Below are 16,151 nucleotides of genomic sequence, written 5' to 3'. Positions count from 1 at the left end.
GCGGGCACGTCGACTAAGGGCCAAAACGCACAGGGGAGAAGCCCGCGGGGCATGGCTTGGGGCGCCCGGTCGTCTTGACCTTTGGGGGGCAAGCCGCCTAAAAGCACGGCTCCCTTGGGGGCCCGTAGCTCAGCGGTAGAGCGCCTGACTTTTAATCAGGATGTCGATGGTTCGATCCCATCCGGGCTCACCAATGATTTCAAATTGATAGCCTGGAACACCCCAGGAACACGTGAGACTTTTCCGACGGGATGCCTCCAAGGCGTGAGACTTTTGGAGATTTCGATGCCGAAAAAAATTCATTGCGCCAAATGCAATCGCAAACTCTTCTCGTTCAGCGGTGGGTCGATGACATCGCACGGGGACAATAAGATCCAGATCCGTGAAGTTGGCGGTAAGAAGCAAGCGATCGTGCCCTGCCCGGATTGCGGGCATGAGAACCCTGTCGACTTGAAGCTGTTCAGCTAGAGCGCTGAGGACTCGTCGTGCTTCTGCTAGCGCCGAATGTCTGGTTATGCACAGCCGAGCTTGAGAAAGATCCTCAAGCGAATGCGCTGCTGTGTTGACAGCACTAGATTTTTTAACCGAACAAGCCTAAAACAATTCGGCCCGTCGCAGTGGTGGAACACCGCGCCGGGCCTAAGTCGTCCATAGATCTGACCTACGGAGACCTTCATGACTACATACACCCCTTCGGGGTATGGAGCAATTGCGCTCGGTGCGCTCTGCTCCGCCGGCACCGCCGCCTACCTGCTTCGCGACATCCAACACACCGGCCTGACGCTCGACCATGCGCTGGCGATCATCGTGCTGATCGTCACCATCGGCGCCGGCGTCATGGCCACCAACGCGCTCAAGGCGTGGCACCTGGTCGAAGGTGGCGTGCTCGTGCTGATCGCCGCGCTCGGCGGCTACTACTGCCTCAGCTCCGCCGCCGGCCGCTCGGCCGAGGCGCAGCAGACGTCTACGCTCACCGCTCAGAGCCACAATGGCGGCCGTGAGCGCGCCCAGGCGGCCTACGACCAGGCCGTCGCGGATCTCGCCACGGCGAAGGCGAAGCTGCAGGCCGAGCGCGACGCCAAGCGCTGCAGCATCTGCAAGCGCGAGAAGCTCGCCGTCGACGACGCGCAGAAGGCCGTCGACGCCGCCGACGCCAAGCTGCAGGACGCGCCGGCTCCGGTGCCCGTCAACGTCAAGAACACGAACCTCGCCGCGCTCGCCACGCTGTTCCCCGCGGTGACGGTCGAGCAGGGCACCATCGTCAAGGCGCTCAACCTGATCGACCCGAACGTGGTGGCGTTCATCCTCGAGGTCGGCGACATCGCCTTCTGGCATATCGGCCTCGCCCGCATCGCCGCACGCCGTCGCCGCCGCCTCGAGGCGAAGGCGCTGGCGCCCGTCGTCATCGCCGAGGCTCCTGCACTGCCGCCGCCGCCGGCGCCGCCAGCGGACCGCGCTGACGTCGACGAGCGCGACGAGCTCCCGGCGCACCGCAAGCAGCGCGAAGCGCGGGCGAAGGTGGTGAGCTTCGTTGCAGCCTACCGCCGCGAGCACGGCCGCGAGCCCGAGCCGCGCGAGGTCAGGGCCGCAACGGGCCTGCCACGGGCGACAGCCTGGCGCTACCAGCGAGCGGCAGTGTAAACTGGAAAGCAGAAGCGGGGAGAGGGGCTGGCGATCGTCGGCCCCTTTTTCATTTCCAGACGAATCACGTAGATGGGATCGTTGCAATTATGTTTTGGCAACTAAGAGGGAACACCCGATGCCGGTTGGACAGTACGCAAATCGCTTCAACGTGACGGTCATGCCCGAAGGCAACGTCAAGATCGAGTTTGGTGAGGCCACCCCCAACGGCGACGCCCACCATTCAGCGGTCGTCCTGCACATCGGGAACGCGAAGGAGCTCAGCGAGCTTCTGAATAACCTGATCACTCAAGCCACGCAGGGCGTAACCCCCGCTCCCGCGCAGGGCGACCCAGCGGTTCACTAGCGCGCCAGCTTCGCCGCGGCGCAGGCGACGGCAACGTAAGTCCACGTCTCGATCGAGCCCTGCACCGGCACGCCGATGCCGAAGGCCTTGAGCACGGCCACGCCGGCGGCCGCCAGCGCGGCGAGCGCGGCGACGTCGTACAGCACACCTCTGACTTGCGAAGCGTTCATCGGTCCCTCCTGGGATTGCCTTTCACGTAGCGCTGCAGCGCCAGATAATGCTTGTCATCGGCGAGGCCGATGTTGAACTGGCGATCGTCGAACTCCTCCGCGTCGACGAACTCCTCGGAGATCTCGACGCGTACCGCGCGGATCTTCGTCTTCATGTCCTTGGTGTCGAACGCGATGTGATAGACGGGCACACCGGCCTTGCGGCGCTGACGCTCGCGTCTGTCCTTCTCGACATCGAACCGCAGCGCCAATGCCGCTTGCGCGCCCTCTGCCGTGAGATACGTCCAGCCCTCGGTGCGCGCGGCAAGATTGAGCTGGAAAAGCTCGGCGCGGCCGTCCTTGCTGACGATGTTCCCGTCCCAGGTTGGCCCCTGCAGGAAAAGCTGCAGCAGGCATTCCTGGGCGTTCGGCTTCAAGTCCATCAGTTCCTCACCACGTTCGGCTGCCAGCCGTCGAGCTTGTCGATGCGCCGCTCGAGCACGCGGACGCGGCCGATATCGGGATCGTCAAGCTTGCTCAGACGGCGATCGAGATCCTGCACTGCGGGTGCGGACCCGATCAGCCACCAGCCGACCGTGGCGACCGCAGCCAGCCCACACGCGACGCCGGCGATCGCCGGCCAGGTGATCGCCTGCGGCCGCTTCTGATCGCGCTCGAGCAGCTTGTCGATGCCGGCATTGGCCTTCGACATGTCGAGCTCGATCCGCTCGAGGCGCGCACCCTGGCGGGCTTGCTCCCTCTCGACCTCGCCGACACGGTTCTCAAGCAGGTCGTGGCTCATGCCGTGCCCGGCTCCTGAGCTGGCGCCTTCGGCTTCTCCTCCGGCTTCGGCGTTGGCGGCGCCTCGATATCGCACGGCGCCTTGTAGACCTTGCCGGTGACGCGCGAGTTGAAGGCTGCGATGCCCTGCTGCGCCTCGCAGTAGTTGTTGTAACGGATCGGCGGATAAGCCCGCTTGGCGCCGGCGTCAGTTGCCGGTGGGGACTTGAGGCCCGGCGAGGTCGCGCCCGACATCAGGCCCGGCGTAAGGGTCTCGCACCCCGCGCACGCGAGGGTCGCGAGAAGCAGCGCCCAGCTGATCAGCTTTCTTGACGGCTTCATCGTCCTGTCTCCGATTTTCGAGGCGCTCCTCGAGCCGCCCGACGTGCCGCTGAGACGCGCGGTCGACTTGCCACCAGGTGAACATCGCGGCGAACAGGCCGGCGCCCAGCAGCGCCTTGCCCCAGCCGTCGAAGAGAAAATCGGCCGCGCCGCTAAGCAGCTTCCACATTGTCAGCCTCCCACAGCGCGGGATCGTCGGTTGCCGCGGCCGGCGCCTCGGCGATCACGCTCTTGCCGCTGTTGTGATCCTCAGCGCGCCACCATCTGATCCAGCCGGCGTTCCACGCCATGCGCACCAGCCAGAACAGGGCCAGCGCCGCGGCGATCCACCAGACCTTGCCCCACGAGAACAGCGCGAAATCCTGCAGGCTCAACACCGTCGACTTGAACGCGCCGGCGTGGTTGGCGATCGCCTCGACGCCGGGCAGCTGATCGGGCGGCTTGGGAACCATGTTCTCGACGCCCTGGGTGGAGCCCAGCTTGACGGCATCTTTGCGCACGTCGCCGGCGGCATCGGCGATGCGCGAGACGGCCGCCACCTCCTGCACGCTCGCCGGCGCCGGCGGCCAGATGTAGACGTCGGAGGCGCTGCGCTTGAACCAATCCGTCGAGACGCTGTTGCTCTGGTTGCCGCCTTGCAACTCGACGCGCGTTGCCGTCCAGCTCTTCACGAAGGCGATGTGGTGGCCGACGACCTTGCCGCTCCTATCGTACCGCTTCGAGATACGGGCGGCGCCGTAGCGCGGCCCGTCGATGCGCGTGCCGAGCAGCAGCCCCGAGACCGCCAGCAGGATCTTGTCCTTGGGCACCGACGAGATGTCGACGCCTGCCTTCATCAGGCACCAGAAATAGAACGCCGCGCACCAGGCGATTTCATCCGAGGTGATGTCGGGGCGCCCGATCGCGGCGAAGTAGGCGACGATCGACTTGTGCGCCTGGGGGCCGCCGATCTCGGCGACGCTGGCGCCTTCCTGCTCCCCGGCAAATTCCATCCACGGCGTTGCCGACATCGCTCGCCCTGCCTCGTTCTGGCCCCGTTCAGTCTGGGGCGATGATAGGCGCTGGAAAGCAGTGGCGACCCGTAGGGCTGGCGGCTGGCGCGAGCTGGAGCTAGGGTGCAGGACCAGCGTAATCCGGGGGGACAGAATGGCTTTTGATCTCTACACGACCGTCGTTCTAAGCACGGGCTTGCTCGCCATCCTGTGGATCTTGGTCGCCTTCCGTGCGGCCCCGGAGATATGGAGCCGCTGGTGGGCATGGCGGCCGGTTGACGTCGACGGGCAGCGCCGGCTCTTCACGCACGTGATGCGCCGCCGGTCCGGCGACGCGTGGGAGTATCGCGACCTCAGCCCCGACGAGCTGCGCGAGCACGACGAGGACCGCGCCGACTATCAGACGTGGTGAGCGTGGCCCCAGCGGGCTGGAAAGCAGTGGATAGGCGTTAGGGGGCGTCCGATTCGCCGCTGTATGGTGCTGCAGGCACAACCGGCATGGGACACCGCGGATGGGGTCGCGCAGCAAATCACTCGACGGCCTGCGCGGGATCGCGGCGCTCGCAGTCGTTGTCTACCATTCGGTGCTTGGATTAACGCCGGTCACCGACTTCAACGAGCTGCTTGTGCAGCCCGTTCATCTGGTGCAGTCGGGTTATGCGTTAGCTACCCGCCTCGTCCTCATCGCCTTCAATGGCAAGCTTGCCGTCGTCTACTTCTTCGTGCTCAGCGGCGCTGTTCTGATGAAGTCCCTCGTCGACGGACCGCCGCTCAAGGCTTCGACGGCAGCGAAGTTCGCGGTGCGTCGCGTTGCGCGGCTTTATCCGACGCTGATCGTTTGCCTGCTCGTGTTCTACTTGAGCATCAACGGCCTGCACGTCATCGAGCCAAAGATATTTGCGCAACAGATCCCGTTTAGCTCCCTCGTTGAGAACAGCTTGCTGACCAAGATATCGATGCACGGCGCTACCTGGACCTTGCAGGTGGAAGTGCTGATGATCCCCGTAATGCTGTTGGCGGCGCTGCTGTGGCGCATTGGCGGCCTCATCGCTCTGGTGCCGCTCGTGGCCTTTGCGTTCTCGATCTACGGATCGAGCGCGTACTTTGCCGCCGAGATCAGCAGCGGAGCGCTGGCCTTCTTGCTTGGGGCAGTTGCTATCGGGGAGCATGCCGGCCGCGTTGTGCACCGCCTGCCGGCCGCAGCGTGGGCCGTGTTCGCAGGCGCCGCCGTGACCCTCCCGCATTTCTTTATGACGACCAATGCATGGGCGCAGTTGGCAACGTTGCTTCTCTGCGCTGCGAGCGTCGCATGCCTTTACCACGGTCGGGGCGGTGTTTGTTTGACGTCGCCATCGATGCAAGCGCTCGGCCGCATCAGCTACAGCCTCTATTTGTTCAACGTCGTGCTGATGAACATCTTCATTGCAGCCATCGTCTACGTGACAGCTGGAGCATCAGCCAAACATCCTCTCGAATACGGGATGCTGCTGGCATGCATCACCCTGATCGCAGCGATACCCGTTGCCATCTGGAGCGAGCGGCTGCTCGAACGGCCATCGATCGAATTCGGCCGATGGATCAGCGGGCAGCGTCTCGCCTTTCGCATTAGGCCCACGGACCGACAGCTGCCGCCGCTGCAGACGTGATCGGCCGCAGTTTGAAGTAGCTGCCGCGCTTGATCGTGGGGGCGCCGCCTGGTGCAGCGCTGAACTGGAACTGCGGGATGATCGTTCCGCCGGCATTGATACGCATGGTGCCGCTCAACTTGACCTGCACGTTTTCGGTAGCGCTGGTATTCGCAGCCGTCAGCGTCAGCAGCGACGCCGCGCTACCCATGATCTGCTGCACGTTGGCAAGCGCGTTTCCGGTCGGGTTTGTCACCTGCGCCAGATAGTCGATGGATGTGAATGTCGCCGTGCCGCCGAACAAGACGCCCGTCGTGTGTGACGTGGTGCCGGCTGCCCGCGTGATCCAGTACTGAGCTTCGAATTCGTACAGCGTGCCCGCATCTACGGTGACAGCATCACCCGCCGAGCCGAAGACAGGCTGCGCGGTGTTGACATTGCTGCCTGTCAGATCGGATGCGACGGTGCTGATCCACGGCTCGCCGACGTCGACGTAGGAATGGCCCCCGAGTAGCTCATAAGGTGAATAGTTGCCGGTGGAAATAAGCCCATGCACCGAATTGTAGTCGCAGGCGCCGAACTCGCGGAAGCCGACGCTCAGATTATCGCGCGTGTTGACATTGACGAATTGGCAATTCGTCGACGCGTTGAGAAACACGCCGGAGCCTGTGTTCTTACGCGAGCGCAGATTTGAAATTTGCACGTTGGCGCAAGTTTCCATGTAGACGCCATGCGCGCCTGCCGCGGCGCCTACGAGATCAGCGTTGCCCTCGACAAAGAGGTTGGCAATCTGCGCATTCGTGACGCTCGTCATCAGCACGGCGCTTGTGAGGTTTTGGTAAACCTCCAGGTTCTTCGCTGCCAAATTGTTGACGGTGATCAGGCTCACGCCCGGCCCGGTGCTGTTATCGAAGAGGCAGCGATCCATCCAGACCGATATTGCGTTCTGAACGACTAGCCCGATCGCCCCAGCCTGCGGGGTCGTGCCGACTTGGCCGACGACGTCGAAGCGATTGAACTCGATGCCGATGGTGTCCTCAAACCGCGCGCCTTCCCAGGTCACCGTGCTGAGGTCCATCGTTCGGTCAACAACGCATCCGTTCAGGTAGAAAAAGCCGCGGGACTTGCGGCTGTAAAACTGACGCCCGCGCGTCAACTCGCACCGCAGGTCTTCCCACCAAGCTTCGACGATGTAGTTTGAGCCGGGCGTCTCGTCGCCAACAGCCTCAACGCAATTCAGGAACCGAATATCTTTCAGGTAAGTCCGGTAAACGACGCCGGAAGATAGGCCGTACCGAATGGCGGTCGACGACGCCCCGGAGCCGTTCATGTCGATGGTCACGCCACTGATGCCGGATGCTACTTGATATCCGGTCAAGAGGAAGAAACAATTCGACCCCGTTACAGTGCTCTTGAGTGTGACACGGTTCTCGCCGAGAACGCGCTGGCCCGTGCCCACCGTGATGGTGTTCGTCCCGAAGTGATAGCCCGCGGCCGTGTACGGGATCAGCACCTCGCGGCCGGTAGCCAGAGCCGCCGTCAGCGCCGCGGCATTCACTGCCGCATTTGCGACGTTGCCGTCGCCGATCGCGCCGTAGTCGAGAATGTTGACGAGCCCGCCGACGCCTTCCACCGTGCCGGCGCTGTTCTTCGTATAGACCCGGCCATTCGTCTTGGCGAACAGCGCCTTCTGACCTGCCGAAGGCGTCGCAGGATCTGATGCCTGCTCGGCAAGCGTCAGGACCGGCGCTTGGAAATTAACGCTGCTGGTCAGCTTGCCGGCCGAGTGTGTGATCCGGGCATTGTTGCTGCCCCAATCGATAATGCCGGCGGACGCCAAGTACAGACCCGAGAAGCCTACGCCATATGCGCCGAGCGGAAGGCCGCCGTTCGAGGCAGGCCATAAACCGAACTCGTTGAGTGTCAGGCGACTTACACCATCGGTGAGCCAGCTATGCGCCGACGATGCCAGCGCATTGCCGGCATCGGCGGAGTAGACGATCGACCCAGTGCCGTTGTTTGCCGATATGGAGCTTGTCGCCGGCGCGTCCGTGTCGTTGAAATCCAGGCGGGGGTTGGAGCCGGATAGCGTGAGTGTGCCGGTCAGCGTGCCGCCGGTGAGCGGCAAGTAATCGTCGAGCATGTCCTCGGCCGCGGCCTGCGCGGCGAGCGCCGCGTCGCGCGCGCCTTCGGTGACGGCCTGCGCCGCTTCGGTCGCGGCGCGATCGTCGGATGCCGAGGCTGCCGCTGCGACTGCCGTGGCCGTCGCCCCGGCCGTCGCATCGTCGAGCACGTCCTGGATCTGCCCGAGGGTGACGGCGTCGGTCGGATCGACCGCGTTGCCCACGTTCGTCAGCCGCAGGCCTTCCATGTCGAAGGCGTCAGGATCGAACCGCGACGTCTTGAACGCGCGCTCGACCTCGCGCTGCATTTCCTGCAGCTGCGCGAACGTCATGTTCTGGTCGAGGTTGAGGAACGTCGGTGTCACCGATCGCTCGGCCGTGTAGGTGGTGATGCGCGCCACGTCGCGCGCGCCCACCAGCACGATCTTGTCGCCCTCTTCGGCGGCGACCAGCAGCAGCACCGAGAAGCCGGTGCTGGTGCTGCCTGCCCCGGTCACCGAATAATCGGCATCGAGCACCAGCTCCGCCTCGACACCCGCGCGCAGGCGCAGCACCTGCAGGTCCGCCGCGGCATAGAGCGGCCAGTCTTGTGAGAACGGCCCCACCTGGCCGGCCGTCAGCGTGTAGATCGGCGAGATGCGGAGCGAGAAGGGAAGCGCCATGGAGCCTGAACCCTCGAGCTGGAAAAGCGAGGGGCTCAGGCTAAGCCGCCGGCAGCAGTGGCGACCCGTAGGCGGCCGCCGCGAAGGTGATGCAACTAACGCCCGCCGATCGCGCGCCCGAGATCGGGCGCACGCCGCGGCGCCGTCTCGCCGGGCGCCCAAAAGAATTCATTGCCGAACTGCTTTTTGCGCTGACTCGCGCGGCGCCTGAAAGCGGCGCGCGCATCGGGATCGAGCAGGTGCTGCAGCTGGTCGAACACCAGCCGCTCGCCGGCGAGGCGCAAGTACCAGAGATTGCCGCCCGGCGTGTTCTGCTTGAGGAACTTCGTCAGCTCGCGGCCGAAATTGGTTTTCTCCTCGCCGAGCTGCACGACGTTGCCGACCGTCAGATCGCGCAGGCCGCTCATGCGGTCGACCACCGGGCCGGCCACGGTGCCCGAGAGGCCGCCGCCGAGGCGGTTGACGTTGCCGAACAGGAAATCGCCGTAGATGCCGAGCCCGCCGCCCTGCAGCAGCGCTGCGCCCCAGAAGGCGGGATCGGTCATGTCGCGCGGATCCTGGCCAGCGGCGAGCGCCTTCAGCTGCATGGCGAGCCCGCCCAGCAATCCGCTGGTGATCAGCAGCGCGCCGCCATAGAGCGCACCGCGCGCGCCGCGGCCGGCGCCCACCTCGCGGGCGACGCGCGAGGCCTGCAGCATCGCCACCGATACGCCGAAGGATTTGAACAGGGCGAAGTTGCGGATGATCTCGCCGACCAGCGTGCCTGGCCGCGCGCCTTGCGTCAGCACCACGCGCGAGCCGACCGTCGCTTCCGGCACCGCATACTTCGTTTCGCGCATGATCATCGCGATATACTTCTCGGCCAGCGCGCGATCGACGCCGGCGATCTCGTTCGGCCGCAGGAAGGTGGCGCCGGGGCGTGGTTCGTAAAGTTGAACCTTGCGCATCACATCCCATTCCGCCGGCGTGAAGCCGTGCCGCTCCAGCGTCAGGCGCAGCGCATCGGGCAGCTTGTCGAAGGCGACGCCGGCGCGCGCGGCGAGCTCACCCTGGAACGCCATTCCGAAGGCGTGCTTGCCCGCCTGCGTCCACGCGGCCAGGCCCTGCATGTGGATGACGCGATCGGCGAGATAGCCGCTTCTCATCTTGGAATTGACCGAGCCGAGATAACGCGACTGCGTATGCATCACGTGCAGCGCACTGTCGGCGATCAGCCACGAGCGCACCGCCTCGCGCCGGTTCTCCTTGCCGAACGCTGCGACCAGGTCGCGAATGACCGTCGTCGCCGGCAGGCCGGTGAACGTGCGCGCCACCTTTTGGAAACCGACGTCGGAGAACGCCGAAAGCTGTGCCGATCCGAGGCTCGAGGAGATGACCAGATTGCGCACGACATCGAAGCCGTTGGCCATGCGCGCCGACACCGGCGTGTTGACCGATCCGCGCATCACGCCCCACTTGGCTTCGGCGCGGGCGATATCCTTGCGTGCCCGATCGAGCGGGTTATCGGTCGGAAACGGCACCTCTTCGAGCCCGTTGAGATCATCGAGCACGGCGGAGATCTCCGCCTGCAGCTCAGCCTGGCGCACCGTCGGCGCGATGTTGCCGTCGAGGACGTAGGCGGAAAGCTCGTGCTCGAGCTCCAGCAGCTCGCGGTGCAGCGGCTCCATTTTCTTCTTGCCGCGCTTCGTCGCCCCCTGCGCCGTCTTCGAGCGCAGCGCATCCAGCTCGCGGTGGATGGCGCCGATGCGATCGACGATCTCCACATCGCGCCCCGGCGCCTTACCGAGCTCGCCCGTGAGTGCTTTCAGCTGCGCCGTCTTCTCGTCGATCACGGCGGCGCTCGGCTTGACCGTGTGCGCCGCCTTCAGCACGCGCTGCTTCAGATAGTTGAACATCGCCTCGGGGTTCGGGCCGAACTGCTCGAGGAAGGCGATGTCGCGCGCCATGGTCGAGATGTGGCCCATCATCGCCGCGAACGGATCGCCCTCGCCGAAGTCCTGCTGATACTTCAGCCAGCTGTCGGCATCCTTGAAAACGAGAAAGCGGTGATCGGCGTGCTGGCGGAACAGCGCGCCCTTGCCGAAGTTGGCGCCCGTCGCCTCGCGGTCGATCCAGCCCTCCGTGGTGATCGTGTCCCAGACGTGGCGCAGGCTGTCCTGCAACTCCTCGTCGCCCATGACGCGCTTGGTCAGCGGGTGCAGCATGCGGTCGCGATCGAGCATCGGCATCACGTAGCCGACCCAGGCATCGCGCCCGGCGGCAAGCAGCGCTTCGCCGTTGTTGTGCTGCGGCAGGCCCCACTTTTCCAGATGGCCGATGGCGCCGCCGGCGGCGTTGAAACGTTGGCGCAGATCCTCGGCGACGTCCGACCAGGCGCGCGCCATCTGGCCGGCCAGATCATCGCCCGTTCCCTCGCCGAACAGCTCGCGCACGACGTTCTCCAGCCGCGCGCGCGTCTGGCCATAGAGGCGGCGCTTGTCTCCGCGCGCCCAGCCCTTGCGCATTTCGTAGAGCAGCGTGTCGAGCTTGGCGTGCGCGCCGGCGAGGATGGCGAGGCGCCGGTGCTCGGTGTCCTGCATGCGCCCCTGGCCGTGATGCTCGAGCATCAGCTGCAGCGCCTCGGCGGGATCGGCGCGGCCCTTGCCGTCGCGGTGTGCGTCGAGCTCGCCGTCGACGCGCACGCGCGCCTGTTCGGTCAGCAGCGCGCGGCGTTGACGCTCGAAGGCCTCGGCCTCGATCTCTGCCGCCAGCGCCTTCTTGACCTCTGCCGGCGCCAGGATCTGACGCGTCAGTTGCCCGAGGCGCTTCTCCAGTGCCTGGCGCTCATCGAGCGTGATCTCGCCGGCGGCGTGGGAACGGGCAATGCAGTCTTTCAGGCTCACAGCTGGCACCCTTCCACAATGACGCCGATCGCGTTTTCGCGCTTCACTTCCTCGAGATCGTCGAACAGTGCGCCTTGCCCTTCGTGGCTGAACGAGGCCTGCAGTGCCTCGACTTGCGCTTTCGCCTCCGGCCCCGTCACGTCGGAGAACCCGTTTGCGCGCAGCGGCGCCGGCGGCTCGGCGGCGAGACCGGCGAGGCCGTCTTTCTGCAGCGCGTCGCGCACACGCTTGGCGAAGGCCTCCGCCGCCTTGCGCACCGGTGCGGCGCTGGCGATGTCGCGCGCGGCTTCGGTCAGCCAGTCCGACACCGGCCCACGATTGGCGGCCAGCTGCTCGATCACGGCCGACACGGTTTCCGCCTCGAGGGCGGCCGTGGCGTTGGCGTCGCGCCGCAAGGCATTGCCGGCGCGCTCGATGCGGCCGGCCTCGCGCTCGAGCAAGCCGAAGATGCGCTTGTCCTCGCGCAGGATCTTCAGCGCCGCATCCAGCACTTTCGCGCGCTCGCGCAGCAGCGGCCGGGCGATCGTCTCGGCGCCCAGCAGTGTCAGCTGCACCTCGTGCGCGATCGGCGCGTGCATCAGCTCGGAGACGATGAAACGCGCCTCGCGCGCATTCGAGGGATCTGCGGCGACGAGCTCGTCGACCATGCCGGAATGCAACGCCTTGTCGGGCACCAGGTCGCCGATCATCGCCGCGTGGTTCGGCGGCACGACGCCGGCGACGACTTTGCCGAAGGCCTCATCGGACAGCCGGGCCAGCGAGCGCGACTGGCGCATCGCTTCCGACGACAGCGGCACCGAGGCGTCGATGATGTCGGGCCGCTCGCGAATGATCTTGGCGGCGTCGACGGTCGTTCCGGAGCCTTCCTGCAGGTTCTTCTTGGCGGCCAGGGCGCGCACGTCCGAAGGCGTCCAGCCGTCGGCCTCGCGGAACACGAAAGCGGGGAGGGCGATCTCATCGCCGCCGCCAGCAGCCAGCAGCCGCTTGGCCAGCGCCAGGCGCTGGTGCCCGTCGGCGATGACGAGGGCGCCGTCCTTGTTCTCGAATACGACGGCGCGGCCGGCCGCCACCGGGTCCCAGGTCTCGACGCCTGAGAGGCGCGTGGTGGCGCCCACGGTGTCGCCGCCGCCCTTGAACTGGAACGTCGCGGGATCGGCGAAGATCTTCGCCGGGTTGACCTCGCGGAACGTCACCGGCTTGCCCTCGACGGCGAAACGGCGCGCGTACTGGTTGGCGCCGGGCTCGCCCTTGGGCAGCGGCGCCTCGTCGGAAAGATCGGGCGAGCGCTGCGGCAGCACCGGATCGGCGCGGCCGGGTGGCGGCTCGGTATCATCGGCGATCGACCGCATTGCTTGCGCAAGTCGAGAGAGGCCGTCGCCGTTGTCGACGAGCGGCGCCGTCACCTCGAGGCCGGCCTCCATCTCGGCGGCCGTAGCAGCGCCCCTGACGGCCGGATCGTCCGCCTGTCCCGTTGCCGCGGCGACCTCGCGCAAGGCCTCCAGATCGCCGTCTGCGGCCCGGCGCACCACGTTGTCGGCCGGGAGCGTCGCCGCTGCAGCATCGAGCGCGCGATCGGCGGCAGCACCTTGCGGCGGCGCGGGCTTGGGTTCGCCACGCAACCCGGATGCACCGCGATAGAGCGCGCGGCCACCGCCATCGATGGCGGCGCCGAACAGGAACGCGACGCCGGCATTCTGCGCCAGCTCGCCGAGCGAGTATTCGAGGCCGGCTTTTTCGCGCCAGGCCTTGACGAACGGATAGGCGGCGACCTCGGTGCCGGCGTTGACGGCGCCGACCTTGGCCGCGTTCCACAGCACCGCGCGCGCGCCGACGCCAACCTCGGCGAACGGGCCGGCGGCCAGAAAGGCAACGTTCAGCGGATCGAAGCCGGCGCCCGCGACCGAGCCCGCCATGCTGGCCAGCCAGGCGCCGTTGCCGCCGCGCGCATAGCTATCGGCGGCTGCATTGATCGAGCGCCGCTGCAGGTCGATCGCATCCTCGAGCACGGGACGATCCGGCTTGATGACGTCGCGGAACTGCGGCTGCTGCGCGGCGATATCTTCGAGCCAGCGCTGGAAGTCGGCTTGGTGGTCGACCTTCTCGCCGGCCTCGATCGCCAGCTGGTCGCCGGCGCTGAGACGGAACGGATTGCGCCCGCGCTGGCCGGTGGCGGCGAAGATCGCGTCGATGCGCCGGTCATAGGCCTGTTCGAGCGCGACGCCCGAGGCGTTGACGTTGCGGGCGTAGAGCGCTTCGTCGAACGCGTCGCCGAAAATCTCGCCGAGCGAGGCCTGCGGCTTGAGGCCGGGGGCTTCGGCGTAGCTGCCGCCGCGAAGGTCGCGTCGCTCCAGCAGCATCATTCGCCTCCGATGAAGAGATCGGGGCGGCGCTTACGCAGCGTCGGCTCCAGCGCCTTCAGGTCGAGGATGAATTTCTCGTCCGCGTTGGGATTGGCCATCAGCCAGCGCTCGCCGCCCGGCTCGGACGGATCGCCCATTGCCACCGCGTATTTGCTATCGCCGACGGGCACGAGCGTGCCCTGCCGGATGGCCGACATCGGCATGACGTGGCCGCCGCCGTCGACGGGCCGGGCGACGCCGGCGCGATCGAGATCGCCGGCGGTGATGGTATCGCGCAGCTCGTCCCACTTCGATTGCTTCACCGTCGGCGGAATGATGATGCTGTGCTTGGCCGAAGAGAAAAACCCCGTGTCGAGCTTTTGCGTGACGATGCCGCCGTAGACCTCGCCGGCAATGGTGCGCTCGCCCAGCACCTCGCGCAGCGTCTGCTGGTAGAGCGTCTCGTCGAATTCCTGCTTTCCCAGCCGCTGCGCGCGCACCTCATAAGCGGCGTTGGCGAGATCGAGCACCGCGGCCTCGGACTTGGGCATTTCGGCCAGCGCGTTGCCGAGCACGGGCGCCGCAACCTCGCGCGCCAGCTTTTCCGGCGGCGCATAGAATTTCATGCTGCCGCCCTTCTCCTCGCGTGCGGCGCGGCGGAAGGCGAAGCCGTCGGCGGCATCGCGCGCCACGGGCGTCGGCCCCGCCGCGGCGACCAGGCCGCCGAGCATCGCCGTCGCCGGCGCCTCGTTGAACAGCTCCGCCAGCATGCGCGGCGCGCGTTCGCCCGCGACGCTGGCAATCGTCGTGGCGATCGCCAGAGATTGCCCGCCGCCTTGCCCGGCCAGCGCCGACAGGGCGCGGCGTTCGTCGGGCCGGAAATATTGCGGCTGCTGACCGTAGGCAGCGCCGACTTCCTCGGCCTGTGCGATGCGCGCCTGCAGCGTGGCGGTAGCTGCCTGAGGGCTGGAAAAGTCGAGGGGTGCGACCGTCAGCCGGCCGACGTCGTTGGCCCAGCCGTTCGGGTCCTCTTTCAGGCGCGTGCGCATGTTGCGCTGCAGGTCCTCGCCGAGATCGAGCTCCGCCACCGCGTAGGGCGTGGCGCCGTCCTTGGCGATCTTGTCGCGCTGCATCGTCAGCACGCGATCGAGCTCGGCCGGCGGCATCATGCGCACCGCCTGCTGATAGCGCACCAGGCCCTTCACCTCGGCGATGTTCTGCTGCAGCGCCGGCGAGCCGCCGCCGGCGGCCGACGCGCGCGCCTCGAGGCCGGCGACCTGGTCGGCCGGCACGGCGCCGCCTTTCTTCAGCATCGTGACGATGCTCTTCGTTTCCTCATCGAGCGCGCGCACGGCAACGGCGCCCTCGGTCTTGGTGCGCGTCAGGTCGGCGCGCAGCAGCCCGCTCACCTTCTGGAAGCCGGCGAGATCGTATTGCTTGGCGAGCCCGCGCGAGTTGGCGAAATCGTCCTCGAATTGCGCGATGAATTTTTCTTTCTCGCCGACCGTCTTGAGCCGATCGAAGGCGCCGGTGAGACGCGCCGTCGAGATCGTTTCCAGAGCGTCGGCGTGCACGCGGGCCGCGGCCTCCGGCTCGATCAGGCGCTTGCCGGTGACATCGGTGCGAGCGAGGACCCCGTCGAGATGCGCGACGCCGTCGGCCATGATGCGATCGGCCTCGGCATCGAGCCCGAGGTTATAGGCGCGCTGGTGCATCGTCTTGAGGCCGTCGCCGACCTCGGTCTGCACTGCCGCCTGCTGCTCGTTATAGACGCGCTCGATCTGCGCCCGCGCCGCCTGCCGCATGTAGGTGATCTTGGCGCCGCGCAGCGCCTGTTCCATCGCCGGGCGCACTTCTGGCGGCGCCTGGCTGACCCAGCTCGCGCCCTTCTTGTCGAGTTCCGCGTCGAGCTTGGCCGGATCGTTCTGCAGCGCGTCGTAAGCAGCGGCGAGGTCGCCCTCCATCCCTTGCTTGAGGCGCGTGCTGGCGACTTGCATTCCGGCCCGGTCGTAGGCCTGCCCGCGAATGGTCAGCGACTTGGTCGGCCGAAACTCGGGATCGAGGCCGGCGAGCCGGCCGGCAGCTTCGCCTTCCTCGGCCGAGGCGACGTCGGCCATCTGTCCGATCTGCGCACCGATGCCGGCGAAGTGCCGCGACAGGCCGGCAACGCTCTCGCCGGCGCCGGACGATGGCATCACCTCGACGTGGCCCTGCTGCGCGATGTCCGTCGCCAGACGCACCAGACCGCCGCTGCGCTGATTGGCTGCCAT

Annotated in this window: 15 protein-coding genes and 1 tRNA gene; 6 read left to right on the top strand and 10 right to left on the bottom strand. The window is 66.6% G+C overall.

The features are described from left to right. Window positions 1-118: 118 nt before the first annotated feature. The 4 genes from ACP15D_RS04820 (at window position 119) to ACP15D_RS04805 (ending at window position 1,987) form a co-directional block, all read left to right on the top strand. Window positions 119-193, top strand: a tRNA-Lys gene (locus tag ACP15D_RS04820). A 92-nt stretch (window positions 194-285) separates the two neighbouring features. Next, entirely contained in the window at window positions 286-468 is a 183-nt protein-coding gene (locus ACP15D_RS04815) for a hypothetical protein (RefSeq protein ID WP_424956418.1), read from the top strand. Window positions 469-675: 207 nt separating this feature from the next. Further along, entirely contained in the window at window positions 676-1,641 is a 966-nt protein-coding gene (locus ACP15D_RS04810) for a hypothetical protein (protein WP_424956417.1), read from the top strand. 118 nt (window positions 1,642-1,759) lie between these two features. After that, the gene (locus ACP15D_RS04805) at window positions 1,760-1,987 is read left to right on the top strand and encodes a hypothetical protein (RefSeq protein WP_424956416.1); all 228 of its coding nucleotides are present in this window, start codon (window positions 1,760-1,762) and stop codon (window positions 1,985-1,987) included. On the opposite strand, the gene ACP15D_RS04800 is transcribed toward ACP15D_RS04805, so the two are convergent. Genes ACP15D_RS04800 through ACP15D_RS04775 form a run of 6 tightly spaced genes read right to left on the bottom strand, consistent with a single transcriptional unit; the run spans window position 1,984 to window position 4,268 of the window. Further along, window positions 1,984-2,157 carry a hypothetical protein gene (locus ACP15D_RS04800; protein ID WP_424956415.1) on the bottom strand — a complete coding sequence of 58 codons (174 nt, stop codon included), beginning with the start codon at window positions 2,155-2,157 and terminating at the stop codon, window positions 1,984-1,986. The genes ACP15D_RS04805 and ACP15D_RS04800 overlap by 4 nt on opposite strands. Beyond that, complete coding sequence (locus ACP15D_RS04795; protein WP_424956414.1) at window positions 2,154-2,579, bottom strand: hypothetical protein; 426 nt, start codon at window positions 2,577-2,579, stop codon at window positions 2,154-2,156. Before ACP15D_RS04795 ends, ACP15D_RS04800 begins: the two co-directional genes overlap by 4 nt. Then, window positions 2,579-2,938, bottom strand: coding sequence for a hypothetical protein (locus tag ACP15D_RS04790; RefSeq protein ID WP_424956413.1), 360 nt, complete (start codon window positions 2,936-2,938; stop codon window positions 2,579-2,581). Before ACP15D_RS04790 ends, ACP15D_RS04795 begins: the two co-directional genes overlap by 1 nt. After that, complete coding sequence (locus ACP15D_RS04785; RefSeq protein ID WP_424956412.1) at window positions 2,935-3,171, bottom strand: hypothetical protein; 237 nt, start codon at window positions 3,169-3,171, stop codon at window positions 2,935-2,937. Before ACP15D_RS04785 ends, ACP15D_RS04790 begins: the two co-directional genes overlap by 4 nt. Beyond that, window positions 3,125-3,427: a hypothetical protein gene (locus ACP15D_RS04780; RefSeq protein WP_424956411.1), complete on the bottom strand. Its 303-nt coding sequence runs from the start codon at window positions 3,425-3,427 to the stop codon at window positions 3,125-3,127. Before ACP15D_RS04780 ends, ACP15D_RS04785 begins: the two co-directional genes overlap by 47 nt. Next, window positions 3,411-4,268, bottom strand: a complete 858-nt coding sequence (locus tag ACP15D_RS04775; protein ID WP_424956410.1) for a TIGR02594 family protein — start codon at window positions 4,266-4,268, stop codon at window positions 3,411-3,413. The genes ACP15D_RS04780 and ACP15D_RS04775 overlap by 17 nt, the downstream gene beginning before the upstream one ends. Window positions 4,269-4,404: 136 nt before the next feature. Here ACP15D_RS04775 and ACP15D_RS04770 point away from each other — a divergent pair, with 136 nt between their 5' ends. Next, window positions 4,405-4,662 (top strand): hypothetical protein, encoded by a 258-nt coding sequence (locus tag ACP15D_RS04770; RefSeq protein ID WP_424956409.1) that lies wholly within the window; start codon window positions 4,405-4,407, stop codon window positions 4,660-4,662. A 100-nt stretch (window positions 4,663-4,762) separates the two neighbouring features. After that, entirely contained in the window at window positions 4,763-5,896 is a 1,134-nt protein-coding gene (locus ACP15D_RS04765) for an acyltransferase family protein (protein ID WP_424956408.1), read from the top strand. Here ACP15D_RS04765 and ACP15D_RS04760 read toward each other — a convergent pair. The 4 genes from ACP15D_RS04760 to ACP15D_RS04745 form a co-directional block, all read right to left on the bottom strand. Then, the gene (locus tag ACP15D_RS04760; protein ID WP_424956407.1) at window positions 5,856-8,660 is read right to left on the bottom strand and encodes a right-handed parallel beta-helix repeat-containing protein; all 2,805 of its coding nucleotides are present in this window, start codon (window positions 8,658-8,660) and stop codon (window positions 5,856-5,858) included. The two genes, ACP15D_RS04765 and ACP15D_RS04760, sit on opposite strands and share 41 nt — an antisense overlap. A gap of 95 nt (window positions 8,661-8,755) precedes the next feature. Next, window positions 8,756-11,542 (bottom strand): hypothetical protein, encoded by a 2,787-nt coding sequence (locus ACP15D_RS04755; RefSeq protein WP_424956406.1) that lies wholly within the window; start codon window positions 11,540-11,542, stop codon window positions 8,756-8,758. After that, on the bottom strand, window positions 11,539-13,902 hold the full coding sequence (locus ACP15D_RS04750) for a hypothetical protein (RefSeq protein WP_424956405.1): 2,364 nt from the start codon (window positions 13,900-13,902) through the stop codon (window positions 11,539-11,541). Before ACP15D_RS04750 ends, ACP15D_RS04755 begins: the two co-directional genes overlap by 4 nt. Next, window positions 13,899-16,151 (bottom strand): hypothetical protein, encoded by a 2,253-nt coding sequence (locus ACP15D_RS04745; RefSeq protein WP_424956404.1) that lies wholly within the window; start codon window positions 16,149-16,151, stop codon window positions 13,899-13,901. Before ACP15D_RS04745 ends, ACP15D_RS04750 begins: the two co-directional genes overlap by 4 nt.

The sequence above is a fragment of the Hyphomicrobium sp. 1Nfss2.1 genome, assembly GCF_965243865.1.
In the GTDB taxonomy this organism is placed as follows: Bacteria; Pseudomonadota; Alphaproteobacteria; order Rhizobiales; family Hyphomicrobiaceae; genus Hyphomicrobium_A.
This window is presented reverse-complemented; position numbering and strand designations above follow the sequence as displayed.

Bases quoted from the DNA above. Each gene is read 5' to 3' on its own strand.
- ACP15D_RS04810 (WP_424956417.1), top strand. From the start codon at position 676: ATGACTACATACACCCCTTCGGGGTATGGAGCAATTGCGCTCGGTGCG.
- ACP15D_RS04780 (WP_424956411.1), bottom strand. From the start codon at position 3,427: ATGTGGAAGCTGCTTAGCGGCGCGGCCGATTTTCTCTTCGACGGCTGG.
- ACP15D_RS04775 (WP_424956410.1), bottom strand. From the start codon at position 4,268: ATGTCGGCAACGCCGTGGATGGAATTTGCCGGGGAGCAGGAAGGCGCC.
- ACP15D_RS04760 (WP_424956407.1), bottom strand. From the start codon at position 8,660: ATGGCGCTTCCCTTCTCGCTCCGCATCTCGCCGATCTACACGCTGACG.
- ACP15D_RS04785 (WP_424956412.1), bottom strand. From the start codon at position 3,171: ATGTCGGGCGCGACCTCGCCGGGCCTCAAGTCCCCACCGGCAACTGAC.
- ACP15D_RS04815 (WP_424956418.1), top strand. From the start codon at position 286: ATGCCGAAAAAAATTCATTGCGCCAAATGCAATCGCAAACTCTTCTCG.
- ACP15D_RS04770 (WP_424956409.1), top strand. From the start codon at position 4,405: ATGGCTTTTGATCTCTACACGACCGTCGTTCTAAGCACGGGCTTGCTC.
- ACP15D_RS04795 (WP_424956414.1), bottom strand. From the start codon at position 2,579: ATGGACTTGAAGCCGAACGCCCAGGAATGCCTGCTGCAGCTTTTCCTG.
- ACP15D_RS04765 (WP_424956408.1), top strand. From the start codon at position 4,763: ATGGGGTCGCGCAGCAAATCACTCGACGGCCTGCGCGGGATCGCGGCG.
- ACP15D_RS04750 (WP_424956405.1), bottom strand. From the start codon at position 13,902: ATGATGCTGCTGGAGCGACGCGACCTTCGCGGCGGCAGCTACGCCGAA.
- ACP15D_RS04790 (WP_424956413.1), bottom strand. From the start codon at position 2,938: ATGAGCCACGACCTGCTTGAGAACCGTGTCGGCGAGGTCGAGAGGGAG.
- ACP15D_RS04745 (WP_424956404.1), bottom strand. From the start codon at position 16,151: ATGGCAGCCAATCAGCGCAGCGGCGGTCTGGTGCGTCTGGCGACGGAC.
- ACP15D_RS04800 (WP_424956415.1), bottom strand. From the start codon at position 2,157: ATGAACGCTTCGCAAGTCAGAGGTGTGCTGTACGACGTCGCCGCGCTC.
- ACP15D_RS04805 (WP_424956416.1), top strand. From the start codon at position 1,760: ATGCCGGTTGGACAGTACGCAAATCGCTTCAACGTGACGGTCATGCCC.